At 73.9% G+C, this 24,347-nt stretch carries 10 protein-coding genes; all 10 read left to right on the top strand.

Going from position 1 to position 24,347, the window contains the following annotated elements:
* The first annotated feature begins 95 nt into the window (after positions 1–95).
* The 10 genes from ACIGG8_RS36080 to gntD all read left to right on the top strand — a co-directional run bounded on the left by ACIGG8_RS36080 (position 96) and on the right by gntD (position 24,347).
* Positions 96–305 carry an MbtH family protein gene (locus tag ACIGG8_RS36080; protein ID WP_396552850.1) on the top strand — a complete coding sequence of 70 codons (210 nt, stop codon included), beginning with the start codon at positions 96–98 and terminating at the stop codon, positions 303–305.
* Positions 306–396: 91 nt separating this feature from the next.
* Positions 397–5,769, top strand: a complete 5,373-nt coding sequence (locus ACIGG8_RS36085; RefSeq protein WP_396552851.1) for an amino acid adenylation domain-containing protein — start codon at positions 397–399, stop codon at positions 5,767–5,769.
* Positions 5,766–7,085, top strand: coding sequence for a cysteate synthase (locus tag ACIGG8_RS36090; RefSeq protein WP_396552852.1), 1,320 nt, complete (start codon positions 5,766–5,768; stop codon positions 7,083–7,085). Before ACIGG8_RS36085 ends, ACIGG8_RS36090 begins: the two co-directional genes overlap by 4 nt.
* A gap of 2 nt (positions 7,086–7,087) precedes the next feature.
* Entirely contained in the window at positions 7,088–8,809 is a 1,722-nt protein-coding gene (locus tag ACIGG8_RS36095) for a condensation domain-containing protein (RefSeq protein WP_396552853.1), read from the top strand.
* Positions 8,806–13,494 (top strand): amino acid adenylation domain-containing protein, encoded by a 4,689-nt coding sequence (locus tag ACIGG8_RS36100; protein ID WP_396552854.1) that lies wholly within the window; start codon positions 8,806–8,808, stop codon positions 13,492–13,494. The genes ACIGG8_RS36095 and ACIGG8_RS36100 overlap by 4 nt, the downstream gene beginning before the upstream one ends.
* On the top strand, positions 13,491–20,009 hold the full coding sequence (locus tag ACIGG8_RS36105) for an amino acid adenylation domain-containing protein (RefSeq protein WP_396552855.1): 6,519 nt from the start codon (positions 13,491–13,493) through the stop codon (positions 20,007–20,009). The genes ACIGG8_RS36100 and ACIGG8_RS36105 overlap by 4 nt, the downstream gene beginning before the upstream one ends.
* Before the next feature lie 79 nt (positions 20,010–20,088).
* Positions 20,089–20,898, top strand: a complete 810-nt coding sequence (locus ACIGG8_RS36110) for a hypothetical protein (RefSeq protein ID WP_396552856.1) — start codon at positions 20,089–20,091, stop codon at positions 20,896–20,898.
* Positions 20,895–22,187, top strand: a complete 1,293-nt coding sequence (locus tag ACIGG8_RS36115) for an MFS transporter (protein ID WP_396552857.1) — start codon at positions 20,895–20,897, stop codon at positions 22,185–22,187. Before ACIGG8_RS36110 ends, ACIGG8_RS36115 begins: the two co-directional genes overlap by 4 nt.
* Entirely contained in the window at positions 22,162–23,271 is a 1,110-nt protein-coding gene (gene vioD, locus ACIGG8_RS36120; protein ID WP_396552858.1) for a capreomycidine synthase, read from the top strand. The genes ACIGG8_RS36115 and vioD overlap by 26 nt, the downstream gene beginning before the upstream one ends.
* A gap of 44 nt (positions 23,272–23,315) precedes the next feature.
* Positions 23,316–24,347 carry a guanitoxin biosynthesis L-enduracididine beta-hydroxylase GntD gene (gntD, locus tag ACIGG8_RS36125; protein ID WP_396552859.1) on the top strand — a complete coding sequence of 344 codons (1,032 nt, stop codon included), beginning with the start codon at positions 23,316–23,318 and terminating at the stop codon, positions 24,345–24,347.

Genomic DNA, 24,347 nt, shown 5'->3' on the forward strand with positions numbered 1-24,347 from the left:
CTGGGGTCGGAATTCTCTCCGAGCCCCGGGCGATCGATGCCCTGAGTCGGTCGATCTCCTTCTGATCCTGAAATCCCTCTCATTCGGAGCGGACTTTGAGCAATTCTGACGATTCCCGTCGTTACCGTGTCGTGATCAACGACGAGGAGCAGTACTCCATTATTCTGACGGACCAGTCGAATCCGCTGGGCTGGCGCAACGAAGGCATTTCCGGAACCAAAGAGGAATGCCTCGCGCACATTGACCGGGTGTGGACGGACATGCGGCCGCTGAGCCTTCGGTCGAAGGTGGACGGCGCCGTCTAGGCGCATTTCCCGGAGAAGTTTGTCCAGGGGTTGACCGGCGCGGCCGGGCCGGCCTGCTTTTTCCCCAATGTGCGAAGGTGTCGTCGCAGCAGTGACCGAGAACTGGATCGATGTCGTCGCCGGGGCGGCGGCGCGATGTCCCGACAAGCCGGCGTTCGAGTACGGCGGCGAGCAGGCGGACCGCCTCACCTACGCAGAGCTCGACCGGCGGGCCCGGGCGATCGCCGCCAACCTCCAACGGCTGGGGTACACGGACAAGCCCGTCCTGCTCGTCCAGCCGCCGGGCCTCGACTTCCTGGCGACCTTCCTGGGGTGCCTCTACGCGCGGGTGATCGCCGCGCCGGCCAGTGTGCCGTCCGGCCCCCGGCGCGGAGTCGACCGCCTTGCCGGCATGGCCCGGGACAGCGGGGCGGTCGCCGTCCTGACGACGCGTCGAGTCCTGGCGCGGTTGGCCACGCTGACCGCCGGTGCGGGAGAGCTGGCGGCCCTGCCCCTGGTCCCGGCCGACGAGTTCCCGACCGCCGACGCCGCGGGCTGGGAGCGCCCGTCGGTGGGGCCCGGGACGACCGCGTTCCTGCAGTACACCTCCGGGTCGACGGCCGAGCCCCGCGGCGTGGTCGTGACCAACGGGAACCTCCTGCACAACTCCCGTCTCATCCGCCGGGCGTTCGGCACCTCGGGCGAGACCCGGGCGGTGTCATGGCTTCCGCTTTACCACGACATGGGACTCATCGGCGGCGCCCTGCAGACGATCTTCAGCGGCGCGACCTGCACGCTGATGGCCCCTTCGGCGTTCGCGCGCGATCCGCTGGAGTGGATCCGCGAGATATCCCGGACGCGGTCGACGGTGAGCGGCGGACCGAACTCCGCATTCGATCTCTGTGCCAACCGCGCCGCGGAGGCGACCGACCTGGCATCACTCGATCTGAGCAGCTGGAAGGTCGCGTTCACCGGTGCCGAGCCGGTGAACGCCGACACCATGCGGCGATTCACCCGGGCCTTCGCGCCGTACGGCTTCCGTGCCGAGGCGTGGACGCCGTGCTACGGCCTCGCCGAGGCATCGCTCATGGTCGCCTCCACCTCGCACGACGAATCCCCGGTCGTCGAGCTGGTCGACCCGGCGTCACTCGCCCAGGGACGTCCCGAACCTGCGGACGGCCCGCACGCGCAGGCCGTGGTCGGCGCGGGGCGGGTGTGCGCCGGGCAGCGCCTGGAGATCGTCGATCCGGCGACCGGCACGCCGAAGGCCGACGGAGAGGTCGGCGAGATCTGGCTGACCGGGCCGAGCGTGGCGCAGGGCTACTGGGGCCGGCCCGAGGAGAGTGCCCGGACCTTCGACGCCGCCCTCTCCGGCGAGCCGGCGACGCGCTTCCTGCGGACCGGCGACCTCGGATACCTGAGGGGTGGCCAGCTCTTCGTCACCGGACGGGCCAAGGACGTCATCATCGTCCGCGGCGCCAACCACTATCCGCAGGACATCGAGCGCACGGCGCAGTCCGCGCACCCGGCCCTCGACGGGCTCGGCGGTGCCGCCTTCACCGTCGACCAGGACGGCGGGCAGCGCCTGGTGGTCGTCCACGAGGTGCCGCGCCACCACCCGGCCGAGGAACTGGCCGGGCTGGCCGGGCTGATCCGCGCCGCCGTCGTGCGCGAGCACGAGCTGGCGGTGCACGCGGTCGCCCTCATCCGGGCCGGCCTGCTGCCGCGGACCTCCAGCGGCAAGGTGCAGCGCTTCGCCTGCCGGGACGGTTACCGCGCGGGTGAGCTGGCCCTGCTCGCCCACGACACCGGGGGGCTGCCGGCCTTCGGGCCCCGGTCGGCTGACACGGTGCCGGTCGACCCGGCGGCCGATCCGGTCCGCGCCCAGCTGGCGCTCGTCACGGGCCGGCACGACCTGCCCGTCGACGTGCCGCTGATCCAGCTCGGACTCGACTCGCTGTCCGCGGTCGAGCTCTCCCACCGCCTGGAGAAGGCGCTGGGGATGACGCTGCAGAGCGTCGACCTGTTCTCCCGCAGCATCGCCGAGCTGACCGAACTCGCCGCCGCGACCGCAGCGGCCGACACGGCACCGGCCGCGACTGCACCGGCGGACGCGTCGAACGGGCCCGCCGCGGACCGCGCGCCGCAGAGCGGGGACTTCCCGCTCTCCTTCAACCAGCGGGGGATCTGGCTCAGCGAACAGCTGGCACCCGGAAGCCCGGCCTACCTCATCTCCGCCGCAGCCCGGGTCCACGGGCCGGTCGACCCGGCCGCGCTGCGGCGGGCCCTGGACCGCCTGGCGGACCGGCACGCGGCGCTTCGCACCACCTTCCCGATGGTGGACGGCACGCCGGTGCAGCGCGTGCACGGGTGCCTGAGCCCGGTGCTGACCTGCCAGGACGCCACCGGCTGGGCGGACGACGTCCTGCAGGCGCGCGTCGAGGCGGCGGCCGTCGAGACCTTCGACACCGCCGGCGAGCCGCTGCTCCGGCTGACGCTGTTCGGCTGCGGTCCGGACGACCACCGACTCGTCCTGTCGGTCCACCACCTGGTGGCGGACATGTGGTCGCTCTCGGTCCTGACCTCCGAGCTGGACGTGCTGTACACCGCCGAACTGGCCGGTGACGGCGAGGCCGCACAGGCCGCCCTGCCGCCGGCCCTGCCGTACCCGGAGTTCGCCCGGCGGCAGTCCGACCTGATCGAAGGCCCCGGCGGTCAGCTGGACTGGACGTTCTGGCAGGAGCGGCTCGCGGACGCCCCCAAGGAACTCGAACTGCCGACCGACCTGACGCGCCCGGCGGCGCGGAGCCTGCGCGGGGCCGGCGTGCCCGTCACCGTCGCCCCCGAGGTCACCGCGCGCCTCAAGGCGATCGCGGCCGAGAGACAGGCCACCCTCTACCAGGTCGTCCTGGCCGCGTTCCAGCTGTTGCTCTGGCGGCAGAGCGGGCAGCGCGACGTCGTCGTCGCCAGCCCGGTGCACGGCAGACAGCGCGCCGATCTGGCCCGCAGCATCGGCTGCTTCGTCAACACCGTCGCCCTGCGCACCCGGATCGAGCCGGCCGAGGACTTCCCGGGCCTGGTCGCCCGGGTCCGGGAGACCAGTGACACCGCCTTCCGGCACGCGGACTTCCCCTTCACCCGGCTGGTCGAACTGCTCCAGCCCGACCGGGACGCGACCCGCTCGCCACTGGCCCAGGCGATGTTCACCTTCCACCAGCCTCCCGGGGAGTCGGGCACCGGACTGGCGGCCTTCTTCGCCGGACGGGCCGATGCCGCCCTGGCCGTCGGGCCGATGACGCTGCGGCCGCTGCCGCTGCCCACACGCGCCGCGCAGTTCGACCTGCACCTGCACCTGGTCGAGTACGGCGACGAGCTGACGGGTGAACTGCGCTACGGAGAAGAGCTGTTCACTCCGGCGGGCGCAGCCCGGCTGGGCCGCCAGCTGACCACCCTGCTGGGCGCGGTGGCCGATGCGGCGGACCGGCCGGTCGCCGAACTGTCGCCGCTCGCGGCCGACGAGTGGACCACCGTGCTCGACCGGTGGAACGCCACCGGACTGGCCTACGACCGCGACGGGTTCGCGCACCGGCTGTTCGAGGCCCAGGCGCGGCGCACGCCGGACGCCTGCGCCATCCGCTCCCAGGACGGCGGCGGCGAGCTCGACTACGCGGAGCTCGACCGGCGGTCGACCCGGGTCGCCCACCGGCTGGTGGCCCTGGGCGTGGTGGCGGAGACGGTCGTCGCCGTCCACGTGTCCCGCTCGCCCGGGATGGCCGCGGCCGTCCTGGGCGTGCTCAAGGCGGGTGGCGTGGTGCTCCCGCTCGGTGACGGCCTGCCCGCTCGGCGCGTCGAGCTCATGCTCGCGGACGCCGGTGTCACGGTCGCGGTCACCGACCGGGCGCACCGCCCGTACCTGCCCGCCGACCTCCGGGTCGTGGACGTCGACGGGCCCGACCCGGACGGGACCGGTACCGACGGTCCCGAGAGCCGCGAACTCCCCGACCCGGGGACGGACGCCGACCGCGCCGCCTACCTGATCTACACCTCGGGCTCCACCGGTCGGCCCAAGGGCGCCGTGCTCACGCACCGCAACGTGGTCAACTTCCTGGCGGGCGCACGGGAGCTCTTCGCCCTCAAGCCCGGCGACCGGTGGCTCGCCGTCGCCACGCTCTCGTTCGACCTGGCCGTCTTCGAACTGCTGGCACCGCTCACCAGCGGAGCGACCGTGCTGGTCGCCGGCCGGGAGCTCGCCGTCGACGGCCGGGCGCTGCGGGAGGCACTGGAGGACGGCGGTGTGACGCACCTCCAGGGGACCCCGGCGACCTGGCAGCTGCTGCTCGACGCCGGCTGGGAGCGGGCACCCGGGCTCACCATGATCACCGGTGGTGACGCACTGCGGGCTGCCGTCGCCCGAAGGCTGCTGGACACCGGCGGCAGCCTCTGGAACATGTACGGGCCCACCGAGACCACCGTCTACTCGACCGGCGGCCCGGTGGACCCGGGAGCCGGGACACCCCGGACGATCCTGCCGCTGGGCCGGCCGATGGCGAACCAGACCGTCTACCTGCTCGACCAGGACGGCCGGCCGGTCGCCCCCGGGGCGATCGGCGAGATCCACATCGGCGGCGACGGCGTCACCCGCGGGTACTTCGGCCGGCCCGGTCTGACCGCCGAGCGCTTCGTGCCCGACCCGTTCTCCCCGGTGCCCGGACGGAGGCTCTACCGCAGTGGCGACCTCGGCCGGCACCGGCCCGACGGCACCCTGGAGTTCGCCGGCCGGGCCGACAACCAGGTCAAGCTCCGCGGATACCGGATCGAGCCCGGCGAGATCGAGGCGGTGCTGCGCGACCTCGACGGCGTCGCCCGCGCCGCCGTCAAGGTGTTCGGCACCGAACTGCTGGCCCGCCTGGTCGCCTACGTGGAACCGGACGGGGAGCCGGTGCCCCGCACGGCGGAGCAGCTCCGGCGGGCCCTGGGCGAGCGGCTGCCGTCCTACATGGTCCCGTCCGTCATCCAGGTCGTCGACCGGATGCCGATGACGGCGCGCGGCAAGATCGACCGGAGCGCGCTCCCCGAACCGTACGGCGAGGCGACGGACCGGGTGGCCGACCGGGACGCCATACCCCCGGCATCCGCCACCGAACGTGCGCTGGCCGAACTGGTGGCCGGGATGCTGGAGATCCCGGGCGTCGGCCGGGACGAGGACCTGTTCGCCCTCGGCGCGCACTCGCTGCTGATGTCAAGGCTGGTGGCGAGGATCCGGGAGGACTTCGGGACGGAGCTGCCGCTGAGCCGGCTCTTCACCGCACCCACCGTCGCCGGGATCGCCGAACTCGTCGACCGCGACCGCGCTTCCGCCGACCGGGCGGCCGTGGCGGCCCCGGTCGTCCGGCGGGCCGACCGCTCCCAGTACCGGGCCGACCGCGGCCGCAGCGGTGCAGCGCCGATCCCCGGCGCCCGGCAGAAGAACGAGGACGAGGCATGAGCGGTACCCACTACGAGCTGGTCTGCACCCTGTGCGGAGCGCGCCACCCCGACGACGGGCTGAGGCTCGACTGCTCCGAGCCCCACGCACCGGCGCTGCTGCGCACCGACTACACCGCCAAGACGATGACCGTCCAGCCCGACGACGGGATCTACCGGTACCGCCAGTGGCTTCCGGTGGCCCGTTCGGTACCCGGCGCCGGCCGGCCGGCCGTCTACCGCAGCACCGGCCTCGGCCGTGCGCTGGGCCTGGAGGACCTGTGGGTCGCCTTCAGCGGCTACTGGCCGGAGCGGGGGGCGGACCTGCCCACGGGCACCTTCAAGGACCTGGAGGCGTTCACCCTGCTCGGGCGGCTGCCCGAGCAGGCCCCGACCCTGGTGCTCGCCTCGGCCGGCAACACCGCCGCGGCGGTCGCACGCGCGTGTTCCCGGTACCGCCGGCCGTGCCTGATCGTCGTGCCGCAGGCGGCATTGCCGAGCCTGCGGTTCGCCGGGGAACTCGACCTGTGCGTGCGCGTCGTGGTCCTCGACGATCCGGCGGACTACGCCGACGCGATCGCCCTGGCCGACCGGATCTCCCGGCTGCCCGGCTTCGTGGCCGAGGGCGGCACCCGCAACGTCGCCCGCCGGGACGGTCTCGCGACCGCGATGCTGCTGGCGGCCGACACCATCGGCGCCCTGCCCGACTGCTACGTGCAGGCGATCGGCAGCGGCGCCGGCGTCCTCGCCGCGCACGAGGGCGCGGCCCGCATCGCCGCCGCCACCGGCGAGCGGCTGCCGCGGATGCTCGCCTGCCAGAACCTCCCGTTCGCGCCGGTGCACGAGGCCTGGCAGGCCCGGTCCGCCGTGGTGCGCGAACGGGACCCGCTGGACGCGATGCGGGCGGTCCGGGCGACCGCGGCGGGCGAACTGACCAACCGCCGACCGGCGTACTCGATCCGCGGCGGACTCCATGACGTGCTGACCGCCACCGGGGGCGACGTGCTCGTGGCGGACAACGAGGAGGCCCGGGAGGCCTGCGAGCTGTTCCGCTCGGTCGAGGGGATCGACGTCGAACTTCCCGCCGGTGTGGCGCTCGCCGCGCTCCGCCGTGCGGTGGCCGAGGGCCTCGTCCCGTCCGACGCCGTCACGCTGCTGCACGTCAGTGGCGGAGGCCGGGCAGCACTCGGGCGCGCGTGCGCGTCCGTCGTCGTGGAACCCCACCTGCGGGTGGCCCACGGCGACCTGGAGTCCCCCCACGTGACCGATCAGGTCCTGGAGCTGTGCGCCGACCTGGCGCCGAGCGTGAACGTCCCTGCCCTCCGAGCCGAGCGGTGACCATGGCTGCCGATCACTACGTTTTCCCTGCCACGCACACCCAGCGACAGATGTGGTTCGCCGAGCGGATCACCCCGAACACCTCCGCCTTCCACCTGCCGTTCGCGGTCCGCCTCGTCGGCCCGGCCGACGAGGCGGCGCTGACCGCCGGTCTCCGGGCCGCCGTCCGACGGCACGAGGCGCTGCGCACCACCTTCGACGAGGTGGACGGCGAGGTCGTGCAACTGGTCGCGCCGTCGGGCACCGTGGACGTGCCGGTGCACGACCTCACCGGCGCCGACGAGGCGGCCCTGGCCGACCGGCTCAGCGAGGACGCCGCCCGACCCTTCGACCTCCGGAACGGCCCGCTGGTCCGGTTCGCGCTGCTGCGGCTCGGTCCGCAGGAGCGCGTGCTCGCGGTGACCGCCCACCACCTGGTCTTCGACAGCTGGTCGGCCGGCGTTCTCCTGCACGAGCTGGCCGGGTTCTACGCCGCGGACGCCGCCGGGCGGGAGGCCCTGGCAGCCGGAGCGGACCTGCAGCTCGCCGACTACACGATCGCCTCCCACGAGGCCCTGGACGGCGAGGCGGGCGAACGCTCGCTCGGCTACTGGCAGGACCGCCTGCACGGCCTGCCACCCGCGCCGGCGCTGCCGCTGGACCGGCCCCGGCCGACGGTCCCCTCGCTGACCGGCGGATCGGTCCCGGTGCGACTGTCGCCCGAGCTGAGCCAGGCCGTGACCGGCACCGCCGGTCGGTACGGCGTCACGCCGTTCGTCGTCCTGCTGGCCTCGCTCCAGGTGCTGGTCGGCGGGTACGGGAACACCGAGGACGTGGCGATCAGCACCGCGGTCGCCGACCGGCCGGCCGGCACCGAGGCGGTGGTCGGGTGCCTGGTGAACGAACTGCTGCTGCGCACCTCGCTGGCCGACGACCCGTCCGTCGCCGAACTGCTCCGCCGGGTGCGGACGGTGATGCTGGGGGCGATGGACCATCAGGCAGTCCGGCTCGACGAGGCGGTGGCCCGGGCGCTGCCGGGGCGGGACCCGTACCGTGCTCCGCTCACCGAGGTCGCGCTCGTGCAGAACGCCTCGCTGAAGGTCCCGGCGCTGCCCGGTCTGACGGCCAGCCGGGTGGACGTCGCCCGCCGGGCCGCCCAGCTCCCGCTGAGTTTCCAGCTGTGGGAGGAGGACGGCCGCTTCGTCGGTACGGTCGAGTTCAGTGCGGACGTCCTCGACGCAGCAACGGTCTCCGGCCTGCTGGAGGACTGGCTCGCCCTGCTGGCCTCGGTGGTGGCCGACCCCACGCTGCCGCTCTCCCGGCTGACCAGGCCCGCTGCCGTGCTCGGGGCGCACCTGCCGGGCGAGGGCGAACGCGGCACCGGCGGCCGGCCCGCCTCCGAACCGCCGGTCGGCCCCGTCGAGACCACGCTGGCGGCGCTGTGGCAGGCCCTGCTCGGCCTCGACGACGTGGGCCGGGACCAGAACTTCTTCGAGTCGGGAGGCAACTCCATCCTCGCGGCGCGCATGATCGCGCAGATCCGCGAGGTGCTCCAGGTCGAGGTCGAACTCCGCACCCTGTTCGAGGCGGTGACCGTCGCCGACCTGGCCGCGGAGATCCGGCGGCAGGCGCGGGAGACCGGGACCGACGTCGATCTGATCGCCGAGACCGCGATGCGACTGCTGTTGATGGACGAGGACGAGGTGCGCGCCGAACTGGCCGCGCGGGAGGCGAACCGAGCGTGAAGCAGGCTTTCTCGGCGGACAAGGTCCGGCTGCTGGCCGAACTCCTCAAGGAGCGGGGAGTGGCGGCGCAGGGGCCGACGCCCATTCCGAGGCACCCGGACGAGGGCCCCGTCCAGCTGTCCTTCGCCCAGCAGCGGCTCTGGTTCCTCCAGCAGATCGAGGGCGGCGCGCTGTACAACATCCCGGCGGTGGTCCGGCTGCGCGGCGTCCTGGACACCGGGGCGCTGGAGGCGGCCCTGGGCGAGATGGTCGCCCGGCACGACGCGCTGCGCACCGCCTTCACCGTCGGCGAGGACGGCTTGCCGCGGCAGACCGTCGCCGACCGGGTGGACCTCACACTGCCGCTGACGGACCTCTCGCAGGTGCCGGCCGACGAGCGCGAGCGGGAGGTCACGCGGATCGCCCGGGCGGACGCGCACACCTCGTTCGACCTCGCCGAGGCACCCCTGCTGCACATGCGGCTGCTGCGGCTGGCCGCCGAGGAGCACGTCCTGGTCTTCGTCGTCCACCACATCGTGGCCGACGGCTGGTCGTTCGACGTCCTGCTGCCCGAGTTGGCCCGGGCCTACCACCGGCTGGTCCGCGGCCTGCCCCTCGACCTCCCGGAACCACCCGTCCGCTACCGGGACTTCGCGCTGTGGCAGCGGGCCGGAATGCAGGGGGAGCGGTTCGAGGCCGAACTCGCCCACTGGCGCGCCGAGCTCGACGGGGCGTCGCCGTACGTCAGCCTGCCGACCGACCGTCCGCACGCGCACCGGCGCACCTTCCGCGGCGCCATGCGCACCTGGGAGCTCCCCGCCGACCTGCTGGAGCGGCTCAAGGAACTCGGCCGGGCCGAGGACGCCTCGCTGTTCATGGTCCTCATGGCGGGCTTCAACGCCCTGCTCCACCGGTACAGCGGCCAGACCGACATCGTGGTCGGCTCCCCGGTCGCCAACCGGAGCCACCCGGACCTGGAGAACCTGGTCGGGTTCTTCGTCAACACCCTGCCGATCCGGACCGATCTGAGCGGACGCCCGAGCTTCCGCACGCTCCTGCGCAGGGTGCGCGGAACCACCCTCGCCGCGTTCGAGCACCAGACCGTCCCGTTCGAGCGCATCGTCGAGGAGATCGCGCCCGAGCGGGCCGCCTCCGGCCACACCCCCCTGTTCAACGTCATGCTGGTGCTCCAGAACACCGCGCGAGGCCAGGCCGAACTCCCGGACCTGGCGATGGAGATCGAGCCGGTCGACAGCGGCACCGCGAAGTTCGACCTGCACCTGCAGATGTGGGAGACGGACCACGGGCTGCGCGGCATGGCCGACTTCAGCACGGAGCTGTTCGACGAGCCGACCGTGCTGCGGATGCTCCGGCACTTCGAGGAGCTGCTCGGCGGCGCCGTCGCCGACCCGGACGCTCCGGTCGACGCCCTGCCGCTGCTCACCGGTGAGGAGCGGTCCGCGATCCTGGGCGACTGGGCCGCGCGCCGGGTGGTGGAGCCGCAGGCCGCGAGCCTGTTCGAGGCGTTCGCGGCCCAGGTGCGGCGGTCCCCGGACGCGGTCGCGCTGCGCTTCGAGGGGCGTGGCGTCAGCTACGCCGAACTGCACGACCGGGCCGTCCGGCTCGCCCGTGGCCTGCGGGCCAAGGGCGCCGGCCCCGAGGTTCCCGTCGCCCTCTACGCGGAACCGTCGGTCGACCTGATCGCGGGGATCCTCGCCGTCCTCGCCACCGGATCCGCGTACGTGCCGATCGATCCCCGGTACCCCGACACCCGGCGCGACTTCGTCCTGGCGGACAGCGGATGCCGGCTGGTGCTCGCCGGCCGGGAGCAGGTCGTCGCCCTGGCCGACGCCGATGCCGAGGTGCTCGACCTGGACGGCGCGTGGTGCGACGAGCACCGGGATCCGCCGCTGCCCGCCGCCGCCGCCTCGGCGGACAACCTCGCCTACGTCATCTACACCTCGGGCTCGACCGGAACGCCGAAGGGCACCCTGGTCACGCACCGCAGCGTGCTGCGCCTGTTCGCCGCCACCGCCGACTGGTACGGCTTCACCGAGCGGGACGTCTGGGCCCTCTGCCACTCCACGGCCTTCGACGTCTCCGTGTGGGAGATCTGGGGCGCGCTGCTGCACGGTGCCGCGCTGGTGGTCGTCCCGCACGCCGTGAACCGGGCGCCGGACGAACTGCACGCCCTGCTCCGGGCCGAGGGCGTCACCGTGCTGAACCAGACTCCGTCCGCGTTCCAGAACCTCGTGCACGCCGACAGCCGCCACGACGGCGCGGGCCGCCTGGGCGTGCGGCACGTCGTGCTGGCGGGCGAGGCGCTCCAGCAGCAGCTGCTCAGGCCCTGGTTCGAGCGGAACGGGGCGGACCGGACCCGGCTGACCAACATGTACGGCATCACCGAGACCACCGTCCACGTGACCTGCCACGAGGTCGTCCCCGAGGACCTGGACGGCTCCCGCAACCTGGTCGGACGGGCCATGCCGGACCTCACCGTCCACCTGCTCGACGACCGCCTGAACCCCGTCCCGGTCGGTGTCCCGGGCGAGATCCACGTGGGCGGGCCGGGGCTCGCACGGGGCTACCTGGGCCGGCCGGGCCTGACCGCCGAGCGGTTCGTGCCGAACCCGTTCGCCACCGAGCCGGGCGACCGCCTGTACCGCAGCGGCGACCTGGCCCGGTACCTGCCCGACGGCAGCCTCGAATACCTCGGCCGGATCGACCACCAGGTCAAGATCCGCGGCTTCCGGGTGGAACCGGCGGAGGTCGAGGAGGCCCTGCGGCGGCACCCGGCGGTCCGGCACGCCGCGGTCATCGGCCGTGAGGACACGCCCGGCGACCGCCGCCTGGTGGCGTACGTCGTAGCCGAGACCGACAGCGACGCGGTCACCGGGACGGACGGTGAACCCGCCGCGGTCGAGGAGCGGGTGGCCCAGTGGCGCGAGGTCTTCGACGCCGCCTACGCCGGCCGGGCGGAGGCGTCCGGGGCGCCGGACCGCTCCGCCACTCCGGTCTTCGAGACCGCCGGCTGGAACAGCAGCTACACGGGCGAGCCCATCCCGCAGGAGGAGATGGGCCGCTGGGTCGACGACACGCTGACGGCGATCGGCGACGCCCGGGCGAAGCGCGTGCTGGAGATCGGCTGCGGCACCGGCCTGCTGCTGTTCCGGCTCGCCCCGGACTGCGAGCGGTTCGTCGGGACGGACATCTCGGACGAGGCGCTGGAGCACGTCGCAGGACACCTGCCGGCCGACTGGACGCACGTCTCGCTGGCACGCCGGGCCGCGCACGAGCTGGACGGCTTCGCGGACGACGAGTTCGACCTGGTCGTCCTCAACTCGGTCGCGCAGTACCTGCCGGACGGCGACTACCTGGCCGGGGTGCTCCGCGAGGCCGTCCGGGTCGTGGCCCCCGGCGGGCGGATCTTCGTCGGGGACGTGCGCCACCTGGGGCTTCTGGAGGCCTTCCACGCATCGGTGCAGGCCGCGCTCCTCGACGAGGAGGGCACGGCGGCCGAGCTCCGGCACCGGACGCTGCAGGCCATGGCGCAGGAGGAGGAACTGCTGCTCGACCCGGCCTTCTTCACCGCCCTGGCTGCCGCGGTCCCCGGTGTGGCCGGCGTCGAGGTGCGGCCCAAACCGGGCCGCGACCGCAACGAGATGGTCATGTTCCGCTACGACGTGGTGCTGACCATCGGCCCCGCCGCCGCGGCGGAGCCGGAGGGGTCCTGGGAACGCTGGGACCGGCACCGGCCGGACGCTGCCGCGATCGGCAAACACGTGGCGGGGCTGCTCGGCGGGGCGTCCCCGACCGCGGTCGGCTACACCGGCGTCCGCAACGCCCGGGTGGACGACGCCGTCCGGACCGCGGCCAGGATCCTCGGTGACCAGGCCCCGGAGGGGACTCGTGATCCGGATGTCGACGCCCCGTCGGCGGTCGACCCGGGAGAGCTCCTGGGGTTCGCGGACGCGCTGTCCTGCTCGGTCGAGCTGAGCTGGGCCGCCGGTCACCCGGACGGTGCCTTCGACGTCGCGTTCCTGCCCCGGCCGACCGACGGCCGGCCCGGGCCGACGCCGGTGTTCCCCGCACCCACCGAGGGTGGCTCCGCACCGCGGGCGCTCGCCAACGACCCGGGCACCGGCCGCCGACTGCGCCGTCTGGTCCCCGAGTTGCGCTCGGACCTGAGTGCGCGGCTGCCCGAGTACCTCGTCCCCGACGCGTTCGTGCTGCTGGACCGGCTGCCGCTGACGTCGAACGGGAAGCTGGACCACCGCGCCCTGCCCGCGCCGCACGGCGTGCGGCTCTCCGCCGGGGTCGGCTACGTCCCGCCGGCGGACCCGGCCGAGAAGGCCGTGGCCGACGTCTGGTCGACGGTCCTCGGCGTGCCCCGGGTCAGCATGACCGACGACTTCTTCGTCCTGGGCGGCCACTCGCTGCTGGCCGTCCAGGTCATGAGCCAGGTCAACGCGTCGCTCGGCACGGACCTGCCGCTCCGGGCGCTGTTCGAGGCCAGGACCGCCGCGGGGCTCGCGGCGACCGCGCGCCGGGCGGCCGCCGACGGCGGCGGGTCGGCCGCTCCCTCGGCCGGTGCCGCGGTGACCCGCCGGGAGCACACGGCGGTACCGCTCGACCAGGTCGTCGGCGGCTTCGACGACCTCACCGCGGAAGAACTCACTGCACTGATGGACGGGATCGAACCATGATCGCTGGCAGCAGCCCGACCGAGTCCTCGGGCGCGGCCCCGACCCCGTCCGGGACGACCGGCGCCGGGGCGCCGCAGGTCCGCATGATCCCGCTGTCGTCGGCCCAGGAACGCTTCTGGCTCCTCCAGCGGATCTCGCCGGAGTTCGCGGTGTCGAACATCGCGGTGGGCCTGCGGCTGCGGGGCAGGCTGGACGTCGACGCCATGCGCGCGAGCCTGCAGGAGCTGGTCGACCGCCACGAGGCCCTGCGGACCGTCTTCCCGTCGCGCGGCGGCGAGCCGGTCCAGCTGGTGCTGCCCCGGCGCGCCGTCGAGCTGCCGCTCGTCGACGTCGGCCCGGGGGAGGAACGCTGGGTCCGGCATGCCCGGCAGGTGATCAACCAGCCGTTCGACCTGGGCCGCGGGCCGCTGCTGCGGGCCGAACTGCTGCGGCTGGGCCCGGAGGAGCACCTGCTGGTGCTCGCCGTCCACCACGTCGTCGCGGATCGCTGGTCGCTCGGCGTGCTGATGCGGGACCTCACCGGCGGGTACCTGGCGCGCACCGGCGGGTACCTGGCGCGCACCGGCGGGCCCGGCGCCACCGGGGTGCGGCCCGCCGCGCCGTCCGTCGGCGTCGCGGACTACGTGGCCTGGGAGCAGGAGCGCTGTGCGGGCCCCGACGGGGAGCGGCTCACCGCGTACTGGCGCAAGCAGCTGGAGGCGCTGCCGGGCGACCTGCAACTTCCCTTCGAGCGCACCCGCCCGGCCGCACGCTCGTACCGCGGGGCCGAGGTGCCCTTCGACCTGCCGGCGGCGCTGTCGAGGGCCGTGCGGGAACTCTGCCGGAACGAGGGCGTGACCCCGTACATGGCGTTCCTCGCCGCCTTCCAGGCGCTGCTGGGCCGCTACACCGGTTCCGACGACATCGTCGTCAACACCAGCCGCGCCACCCGACCTGCGGGCACCGAGGACCTGGTCGGCTGCCTGATCAACACCCTGCTCATGCGGACCTCGCTGGCCGGCGACCCGACCTACCGTCGGCTGCTCGGACAGGTCCGCCAGGTGGCGCTGGAGGCGTTCGAGCACCAGGACCTGCCGTTCGAGCGGGTCTGGGCCGCGGTGGCGTCCCCGGAGCGCCAGGGCAACCCGCCGCTCCAGGCCGGGCTGGTGGTGCAGAACGCTCCGCTGCCCGCGCTGGAACTCGACGGCCTGGAGGTCGAGCCGGTCGCCCTGCCCTACGAGTGGGCCCACATGGACCTCAACCTCGAACTCTGGGAGGACGGGGACGGCTTCTCCGGGCGCCTGGAGTACGACCGCGACCTGTGCGACGCCACCGTCGCGCAGCGGGTGGTGACGCACTGGCAGACCCTGCTGGCGGCGGCGGTGGCGAACCCTGACGCCCCGCTGGCGCGGCTCTCGCCGCTGCCCGAGGCCGAGCGGCGCCGGCTGCTGGAGGACTGGAACGACACCGCCGTCGAGCTGCCCGCCGTGACCACGCTGTCCGGCCTGTTCGAGCAGCGGGTCGCGCGGGGCCCGGACACGGTCGCGCTGGTCCACGACGGCGGCGAGGTGTCGTACGGCGAGCTGAACTCGCGGGCCAACCGCCTGGCGCGGCGGCTGGTCGGCCTCGGGGTCGGGCCGGAGACGGGCGTCGCGCTGCTGATGCACCGCTCCGTCGACCTGGTGGTGGCGATCCTGGCCGTCGTGAAGGCAGGCGGGTTCTACGTGCCGCTGGACTCCCGCTACCCGGCCGCCCATCGCAGGCTGATCCTGCAGGAGACCGCGGCCAGGGTGCTGGTGACCGACCGCGGGTCGGCCGAGGAGGCCGCGGAGCTGGTCCAGGACGGCACCGTCCCGACGCTGTTCGCGGACGACGAACACGACCTGCTCGCCCTCGACCCGTCGGACCTCGGTCTCGCCCACGACCCGGACGCCCTCGCGTACGTGATGTACACGTCCGGCTCGACCGGCCGGCCCAAGGGGGTGGCGGCCACCCACCGGGGTGTCGTCGCGCTGGCCACCGACCGTCGTTTCACCGGCGGCGGGTACGAGCGCGTGCTGCTGCACGCGCCGTACTCCTTCGACGCCTCCACGGCGGAGCTCTGGGTGCCGTTGCTGGGCGGCGGACAGGTCGTGGTCGCCCCCGACGGCGTCCTCGGCGCCCGGGAGATGGACCGCCTGCTCGCCGAGCACACCGTGACGGGCGTGTTCGTGACGGCCGGTCTGTTCGCGCTGATCGCCGAGGAGAACCCGGCCTGCTTCCGCGGCGTGCGGGAGATCCTGACCGGCGGTGACGTCGTCTCCCCGGTCGCGGTCGCCCGGGTCCGGGAGGTCTGCCCCGATACCCGGGTCGTCGTCGGCTACGGCCCGACCGAGGTCACCATGCTCGCCACCACGCACGCGGTCGAGGGCGGCGAGGCGCGGCACGGCGCCCTGCCGATCGGCCGACCGCTCGACAACACCCGGGTCCACGTGCTGGACGCCGCTCTGCAGCCGGTGCCGGTCGGCGTCGTCGGCGAACTGTACGTCGCCGGGGTCGGGACGGCCCGGGGCTACCTGGACCGGCCCGGACCCACCGCCGAGCGCTTCCTGCCGGACCCGTACGGTCCGCCCGGCTCGCGGATGTACCGCACCGGTGACCTGGTGCGGTGGCTGGAGGACGGTGCGCTCGCCTTCGTCGGGCGGGTGGACACGCAGGTGAAGATCCGGGGCTTCCGGATCGAGCCGGCCGGGATCGAGGCCGTGCTGGCCGGGCACCCGGCGGTCGCCCAGGCGGTGGTCGTGGTCCGCGAGGACCGGCCGGGCGACAAGCGGCTGGTGGGCTACGTGGTTCCGGCGCCCGGCGCGGTGTTCGACGCGGCGCAGCTGCGCGGCCACGTGGCGGCGGCGCTGCCCGAGTACATGGTCCCCGGCGTGCTGGTGCGGCTCGACGAACTGCCGTTGTCGCCCAACGACAAGGTGGACCGCGCCGCGCTGCCGGCGCCGGAGCCGGTCGGTGCGGACCGGCCGGCTCCCACCGACCCGCCGGCCACCGAGCTGGCGGTCCGGCTCGCCGAGGCGTGGACGCAGGTCCTCGACGTGGCCGCCGTCGGGATGGACGACGACTTCTTCGAACTGGGCGGGCACTCGCTGTCCGCCAGTCGGCTCGCGGCGCGGATCAAGGACGCCGTCGGCGTCGACGTCCCGTTGCGAGTGCTCTTCGAGGCGCGGACGCTGGCCGCCCAGGAGGACGCCGTCCAGGAGCTGCTGACGGGTGCGCCGGCCGGCCCGGCGTCGCCCGCGCCGCGCCGCGTCGAGCGGGGCGAGCGGGCCCCGCTGTCCTTCGCCCAGCAGCGGATGTGGTTCGCCGACCAGCTCGAACCGGGCAGCGCCGTCTACCACGTCCCCCTGCCGGTCCGGCTGGCCGGTCCACTGGACGCCGACGCGCTGCGCGCAGCGCTCGGCGCCCTGGTCGCGCGCCACGAGATCCTGCGCACGGTCTACCGCCTGGACGGTGACCAGCCCGTTCAGCAGGTCCTGCCGGCCGCCGACGTGGCCCTGCCGCTGATCGACCTGACCTCCGCCGGATCGGACGCCGAGCGCGATCAGGCCCTGCGGGACCGGGTCGCGGCCGCCGCGACCCGGCCGTTCGACCTGGCCGCCGAGCCGCCCGTGCGGTGGGAGCTGGTCAGGCTCGGGCAGGAGGACCACGCCCTGCTGGCGGTGCTGCACCACATCGCCGTGGACGGCTGGTCGACCGGTGTCCTGCTGCGGGAGCTGGCGGAGTTGTACCCCGCCGTGGGCCGGCCCGGCGCGCTGCCCGAACCGCCCCTCCAGTACGCCGACTACGCGCTCTGGCAGCACGAGCTGGCGGACTCCGGGGCCCTGGACGAGCAACTGCGGTACTGGCAGGACCGGCTGTCCGGGGTTACCGAGCTCGACCTGCCCACCGACCGGCCGCGGACGGCCGGCGCCTCCTTCCGCGGAGGCCAGGTCGATCTCGTGATCGGCGCCGAACTGGCCGCCCGCGTCCGCGCACTGGCGGCGTCGGGCCGCACCACGTTGTTCACGGCCGCGTCGGCCGCCTTCCAGGTCATGCTGGGGAAGCTGTCCGGCCGGACGGACGTCGCGGTCGGCACCCCGGTGGCGGGCCGTTCCCGATCCGAACTGGAGGGGCTGGTCGGCTGCTTCGTCAACACCGTGGTGCTGCGCGCCGACCTCGCCGCGGACCCGCGCTTCCGCGACGTCCTGGCCGCGGCAGGGGCGGACGCACTGGCCGCGTTCGCCCACCAGGACGTGCCCTTCGAGCGGGTGGCGGACCTGGTGGCCGTCGACCGGCACAGCACCCGCACTCCGGTGTTCCAGGCGATGTTCGCGCTGCAGAACGCCCCGATGCCCGAGCTGGCCATGGGGGCGGTCCGGATCGCTCCGCTGGCGGCCGGCACCTCGACCTCGCTCACCGACCTGGTCTGCACCGTGGTGGAGCAGGGTGACGAGCTGGCAGTCACCTTCGAGTACGACGCCGACCTGTTCGACGCGTCGACGGTCGACGGCTTCGCCCGGTGCTACCGCCACGTCCTGGACCAGGTCAGCGCGGACCCGGAGATCCGCCTGTCGGGCGTCGACCTGCTCGACGCGCAGGAGAGGCACCGGGTCCTGGTGGAGCTCAACGACACGGACCGGCCCGTCCCGGAGCTCCCGGTGCACCGGCTGATCGCCGAACTGGCCCACCGCTCGCCGCAGTCGGAGGCCGTCGACGGCGGGAGCACCGTCCTCAGCCGGGCGCAGCTCGACGATCGCGCCGGGGCGCTCGCCCGGAGCCTGTCCGCAGCGGGCGTCGGCCGCGGCTCGGTGGTGGCACTGGTGTCGGCGCCCACGGCCGACCTGGTGGTCGCGATCCTCGCCGTCCTCAAGGCCGGCGCCGCCTTCCTTCCGCTGGACCCGGCGTACCCGGCGCAGCGGATGCGGCGCATCCTGGAGCACTCGCGCGCCCGGCTCGTCCTGGCCGATGCCGGTTCGGCGCCCGCCCTCGCGGACGCGGTGCCCGATCCGGGGATGATCCGTCCGATCGACGTCACGGACACCCGGGCCGACCGGGTGGAGGAGCCCGACGTCGACGGCGACGACCTGGCCTGCGTGTTCTACACCTCCGGTACGACGGGCGTGCCGAAGGGCGTGGCGGTGACCCACGGAGCCCTCGCCAACTACACCCGCACCATGGTCGACGCGATGCGGCTCACCGCCGACGACCGGTTCCTGCAGCTGGCCTCCATCGGCTTCGACGTGCTGCTGGAGGAGGTCTTCCCCGCGCTCGCCGCCGGGGCGACCGTGGTGATGCCGGGCGAGCCCCTGCTCGCCCGCGGCGCCGACCTGGCCGAGCACGTGGAGGCCCGCCGGGTCACCTGCCTGGAGCTCACCACCGCCTACTGGCACGCCTGGGTCGAGGAGTTGGAGGTCTCCGGCCGACGTCCGCCGCAGTGCCTGCGGCTGATCGCGATGGGCGGAGAGCGCGTCCTGCCCGACCGCCTCGCCACCTGGCGCGGCTTCGGGGTGCCGCTGCTGCACGTCTACGGGCTGACGGAGGTCACCTGCACCTCCACCGTCCACCTGGTCGAGGGCCCGGCCGCGGACGACGACGTGCCGTCCGCCGGGCTGCCCATCGGCCGGCCCGTGGACAACACCCGGATCTACCTGCTCGACCGCGACCTGCGGCCGGTGCCGCCCGGCGTGCCCGGCGAACTGTGCATCGGCGGCCTGGGACTGGCCCGCGGCTACCTGCACGACCCGGCCCGGACGGCGGACCGCTTCGCGCCCGACCCGTTCAGTGCCGTGCCGGGCGCGCGGATGTACCGCACCGGCGACCTGGCCCGGCTGCGGCCGGACGGCACGATCGACTTCATCGGCCGCGCCGACAACCAGGTGAAGCTGCGCGGGTTCCGGATCGAACTCGGCGAGGTGGAGGCGGCGATGGCTGCCCACCCCGAGGTCACCGCGGCGGTGGCGGTGCTGTACGGCGACCGGCCTGCCGACCGGCGACTGGCCGGGTACGTCACGTTGGCCCGTACGTCCTCGACCGAACCCGTCGGCACGGCCGAGCTGCGGTCGTTCCTCCGGGACCGGCTTCCCGGCTACATGGTGCCCTCGGTCGTCGTGGTGCTGGACGCCCTCCCGCTGACCGCCAACGGGAAGATCGACAAGGCGGCTCTCCCGCACCCCGGCGGCGGGGGCGACGCCACCGGGCCCGGCCGGGCCCCGCAGACGCCGGTGGAGGAGCGGTTGGCCGAGCTCTGTGCCGAGCTCCTCGGCACCGGCCCGGTCGGGATGGACGACGACTTCTTCGAACTCGGCGGACACTCCCTGCTCGCGACCCGGTTCATCACGAGGGTCCGGGCCGAGTTCGCGGTCGACGTCCCGCTGCGGGCCTTCTTCGAGGCGCCGACCCTCGGCGAACTCGCCGTGAACGTCGTCGCACTCCAGGCGGCGGCCTTCGATCTCGACGAACTGACCGCCCTGATGGCCGAACTGGGCGTTCCCGAGCCGGGCGCCGATCAGCCGTGACGGCCCTCTCGCGGCGGTCCGCCGCCCGCCCACCGCACCGACCGAACGCACGGCCGCACCGGCCGAGGAGGAACGACCGATGAAGACCAGGACAGCGGACTTCACCATCACCGTGGACCTCACCAACGACGGGTTCCTCCGGACCCCGCGCGAGGAGCAGCACAACTGGCTCGTCGGCCGGGCGACGGAGGAGCTGGCCGCCGACCTCACCCACCTCGACACCGTTGCCCGCCGCCTGGTGACCGGTACCGACCGGCCGGCCATCCGCAACACCTGGTCCGACAGCCGGGCCGAGTACGACGACTCCCAGCTGATCATCGAGGACCAGCAGGTGATGCAGGACTGGGAGACCCCGCTGATGGCGGCGATGGCCCGCTGCGTCACCCGCGGCGGCGGGGACGTGCTCGAACTGGGTTTCGGCATGGGCATCTCCGCCACCCGCATCCTCCGGGAGGGGGTGCGCTCCTACACCGTGATCGAGGCCAACGCCGACGTTCAGGAGCGCTTCGCCGACTGGGCGGCCGCCCGCCCCGGCCAGGAAGTCCGGCTGGTGCCCGGCAGGTGGCAGGACGTCCTGGACGGGCTGGGAGAGTTCGACGGCATCTTCTTCGACACCTATCCCGCGGACGAGGAGGAGTACCTCGCGTACGTCGTCGACGACGTGACCTTCGCCGCCCACTTCTTCCCGCACGCGGCGGCCCACCTGCGCCCGGGCGGCGTCTTCACGTACTACAGCAACGAGATCGACTCCCTGGGCCGCGGTCACCAGCGGGCGTTGCTGGAGCACTTCAGCTCGTTCTCCGTCGAGGTGGTCCGGGACCTGAAGCCGCCGGCCGACTGCCACTACTGGTGGGCCGACTCGATGGTCGTCGTCAAGGCCATCAAGTGACCGGCGGCGCGGCCCGGGCCCGGGGGCTGGGGGCGGAGTTCCACCGGCTCTGGGCGGCCGGCGCGCTGTCGGCCGCCGGGGACGGGGTCACCCTAGCCGCCGCACCGCTGCTGATGGTGCGGCTGACCTCCGACCCGCTGGTCGTCGCCGGCGCGGTGTTCGCCCAGCAGGTGCCGTGGCTGCTGTTCTCCCTGATCAGCGGCGTGTACGTGGACCGGCTCGACCGGCGGAAGCTGGTCGTCCTGGTCAACCTGGCGCGCGCGGTGCTCATCGGGGCGCTCGCGGCCGCGGTCTGGACCGGGTCCGTCGGCGTCCTGACCGTGTACACGGCACTGTTCCTGCTCGGGACGGCCGAGACCCTGGCCGACGGCGCGGCCAGGGCGCTCGTCGTGGGATCGGTGGCGCCGGACGACCTGACCCGGGCCAACTCCCGGGTCTCCGGGGCGGCAGTGGTGGGCAGTCAGCTCATCGCACCGTCCCTGGGGGTCTGGCTCTTCCTCCAGGGGGCCGGGCTGCCGTTCGCCTTCGACGCCGCCACCTTCCTCGTGGCGGTCGCGCTCGTCCTGCGGCTACGGCCGCGGCAGGGCGTCGCGCGACCGCGGCGCAGCCTCGGTGCGGACGTCCGGACGGGCGTGCGCACGATCCTGGGACACCCGGCCCTGCGGCTGCTGACCTTCTCGCTCTGCCTGATGAACGCCACCTTCGCCGCCATCGCGGCGATCTTCGTGCTCTACACCCGGCAGCGGCTCGGGCTCTCCGACTCCGGGTACGGTCTGCTGCTGTCGGTCGGAGCGGTCGGCGGCGTAGCCGGCGCCGTCGCGGCCCCCGCGGTCCAGCGACGGCTCGGCGACGCGGCCGTCCTGCGGATCGGACTGCTCGTCGAGTGCTGCGCGCCGGCGGCCTTCGCGGCCGTCCGGCAGCCCTGGCTCGCCGCCTGCGTCATGGCCCTGTTCGGTGCACACACCGTCGTGTGGGCCGTCGTGGCGACGACGCTGCGCCAGCGGGCCCTGCCGGACGCCCTGTACGGCCGGGCGAACAGCGTGCACATGGCCCTGGGAGTGGGCGGCTCCGCCGCCGGCGCGCTGCTCGGCGGCCTGTGCGCCCGCGGGCTCGGCGTCACCGGTCCGCTCTGGTGCGCCTGCGCGGCCATGACCGTCTTCACCGCCGTCACCTGGTCCCGGTTCTCCGCCGGGACCCTCAGCCTTCCCGGCGTGCCGGACCCAGACCTCCCCCCACCCACCCCTCCGACCTCGGGACGCACCGATGACCATCACGCCCGCACTGCTTGAGGACTGGCTCCGCGAGCGGTACTTCACCACCACCTTCGACATCAGCAGCAGCGGCGTCGAGAACTACACCGTGGACGAGGTGCTCGCACTGGCCGGCACCAGCGCCGCCTCGCTCGGCGGCATCATGTTCCGTGACAGCCACTCCCTGGGCGGCGAGCCGCTGCGGGCCGCCCTCGCCCGGCGCTACGGCGTCGACCCGGGCTCGATCATCGCCACCCAGGGTTCGAGCGAGGCCATCTACCTGGTCATGCACGCCTTGCTGGAGGCCGGCGACGAGGTCGTCGTCCAGGCCCCCGCCTACCACGCGCTGGTCGAGGTGGCCGCCTCCGTCGGCGCCCGGATCGTCCCCTGGGCGATGCGCACCGAGGACGGGATCGTCACCAACGAGGACGAGCTGATCGCCCTGATCGGACCGCGCACCAAGCTGGTCGTCGTCAACTTCCCGCACAATCCGACCGGGGCCACCGTCACCCCCGGCCAGCAGGACGCCATCATCGAGGCCTGCGCCGCACACGGCACCCGGCTCGCCTGGGACGGCGCGTTCCGCGAACTCGTCTACGACCGGGAGCCGTTGCCGGATCCGGTGCTGCGCTACGAGCGGGCCGTCTCCTTCGGCACCCTCTCCAAGGCGTACGGCCTGCCCGGTCTGCGGGTGGGCTGGGCGTTCGCCGCACCCGAGGTGCTGGCCGGCTGCGTCCGCCGCCGTGACTACCTGAGCCTCGCACTGTCGCCGCTGGTCGAGGCGGTCGCCACGCACGCCGTGGAGCACGCCGACGAACTGCTGCGCCCGCGCCTCGCCCAGGCCACCGCCAACCGGAAGCTGCTGGCCGACTGGCTGGCCGCGCACGCCGACCGGGTCGCCGGGGACCTGCCCGCCGGCGGGGTCACCGCGTTCCCGGCCCTGACCACCGTGCCGGACGTGACCGCCTTCGCCGACCGGCTCGACCGCGAGCACGGCGTCCTGGTCGTCCCCGGGAACTGCTTCGGCCGCCCGGAGCACGTCCGGGTCGGCTTCGGCGGCCCCGCCGACGAGCTCACCGCAGGCCTCACCCGGCTCGGTGACCTGCTGCCGGACCCCAGCTGAACCCCGGTACGCCACGACCTGCCCGACCACCCGAGGTGACATCGATGCACGCCCTGACCCTCGACCACCTCGACGCCCTCGCCGTCGAGGACCTGTTGGACGAACTGACGGAACTCCACCAGGACGTCGAGGACGCCGAGTTCCAGCGCGAGATCGCCGTGCAGTCGCACCGACTGCCGATCGCGTTGCGCCGCTTCCTGACCGACTTCAAGCTGCGCGAGCCCGCCGGCGCCTGCGTGGTCTCGGGCTACCGGCTCCGGGAGGATCGGATCGGCCCGACGCCGGCGCACTGGCGCGAACGCGACGGCGTCTCCCCGGCTCTGCGCGAAGAACTCTTCCTGCTGCTCTGCTCGGCCCTGCTGGGTGAGCCCGTCGCCTGGTCCACCCAGCAGGACGGCTACCTCGTGCACGACGTCCTGCCGGTCAGGGGACACGAGCACGAGCAGATCGGCACCGGCAGCGAGCAGACCATCTGGTGGCACGTCGAGGACGCCTTCCACCCGTACCGGGGCGACTACGTCGGCCTGATGTGCCTGCGCAACCCTGATCGGGTGCCGACCACCTTCGCCTCGGTCACCGACCTGGAGATCGCCCCCGAGGACCGCCGGGTCCTCGCCGAGTCCCGCTACTTCATGCTGCCCGACAACTCCCACCTGCAGATGCTGGACAGTGGGCCCGGCCGTCCGCTGGAGGGCGCGCCCGAACTGCTGGACGCCGCCCACGGGCGGCTGAAGCGGATGCGCGACGCCGCCGAACCGGTCCCCGTGCTGTTCGGCTCGCCGACCGACCCGTACATCTGCCTGGACCCGTACTTCATGGACCTGGACCGGCTCGACCCGGAGCCCCGTGCGGCGCTGGAACGGCTCTCCGCCGAGATCGACCGCAGGCTCGGGGGCGTCAGCCTCGCCCCCGGTGACATCGTGTTCGTCGACAACTACCGTGCCGTGCACGGCCGCAGTCCGTTCAAGGCCAGGTTCGACGGCACCGACCGCTGGCTGAAGCGGGTCAACGTGGTCCGCGACCTGCGCAAGTCGCGCGACGCCCGCTTCAACGCCGAGTCCCGCGTCCTGTTCTGA

This window comes from Kitasatospora sp. NPDC085464 (genome assembly GCF_044541955.1).
In the GTDB taxonomy this organism is placed as follows: domain Bacteria; phylum Actinomycetota; class Actinomycetes; order Streptomycetales; family Streptomycetaceae; genus Kitasatospora.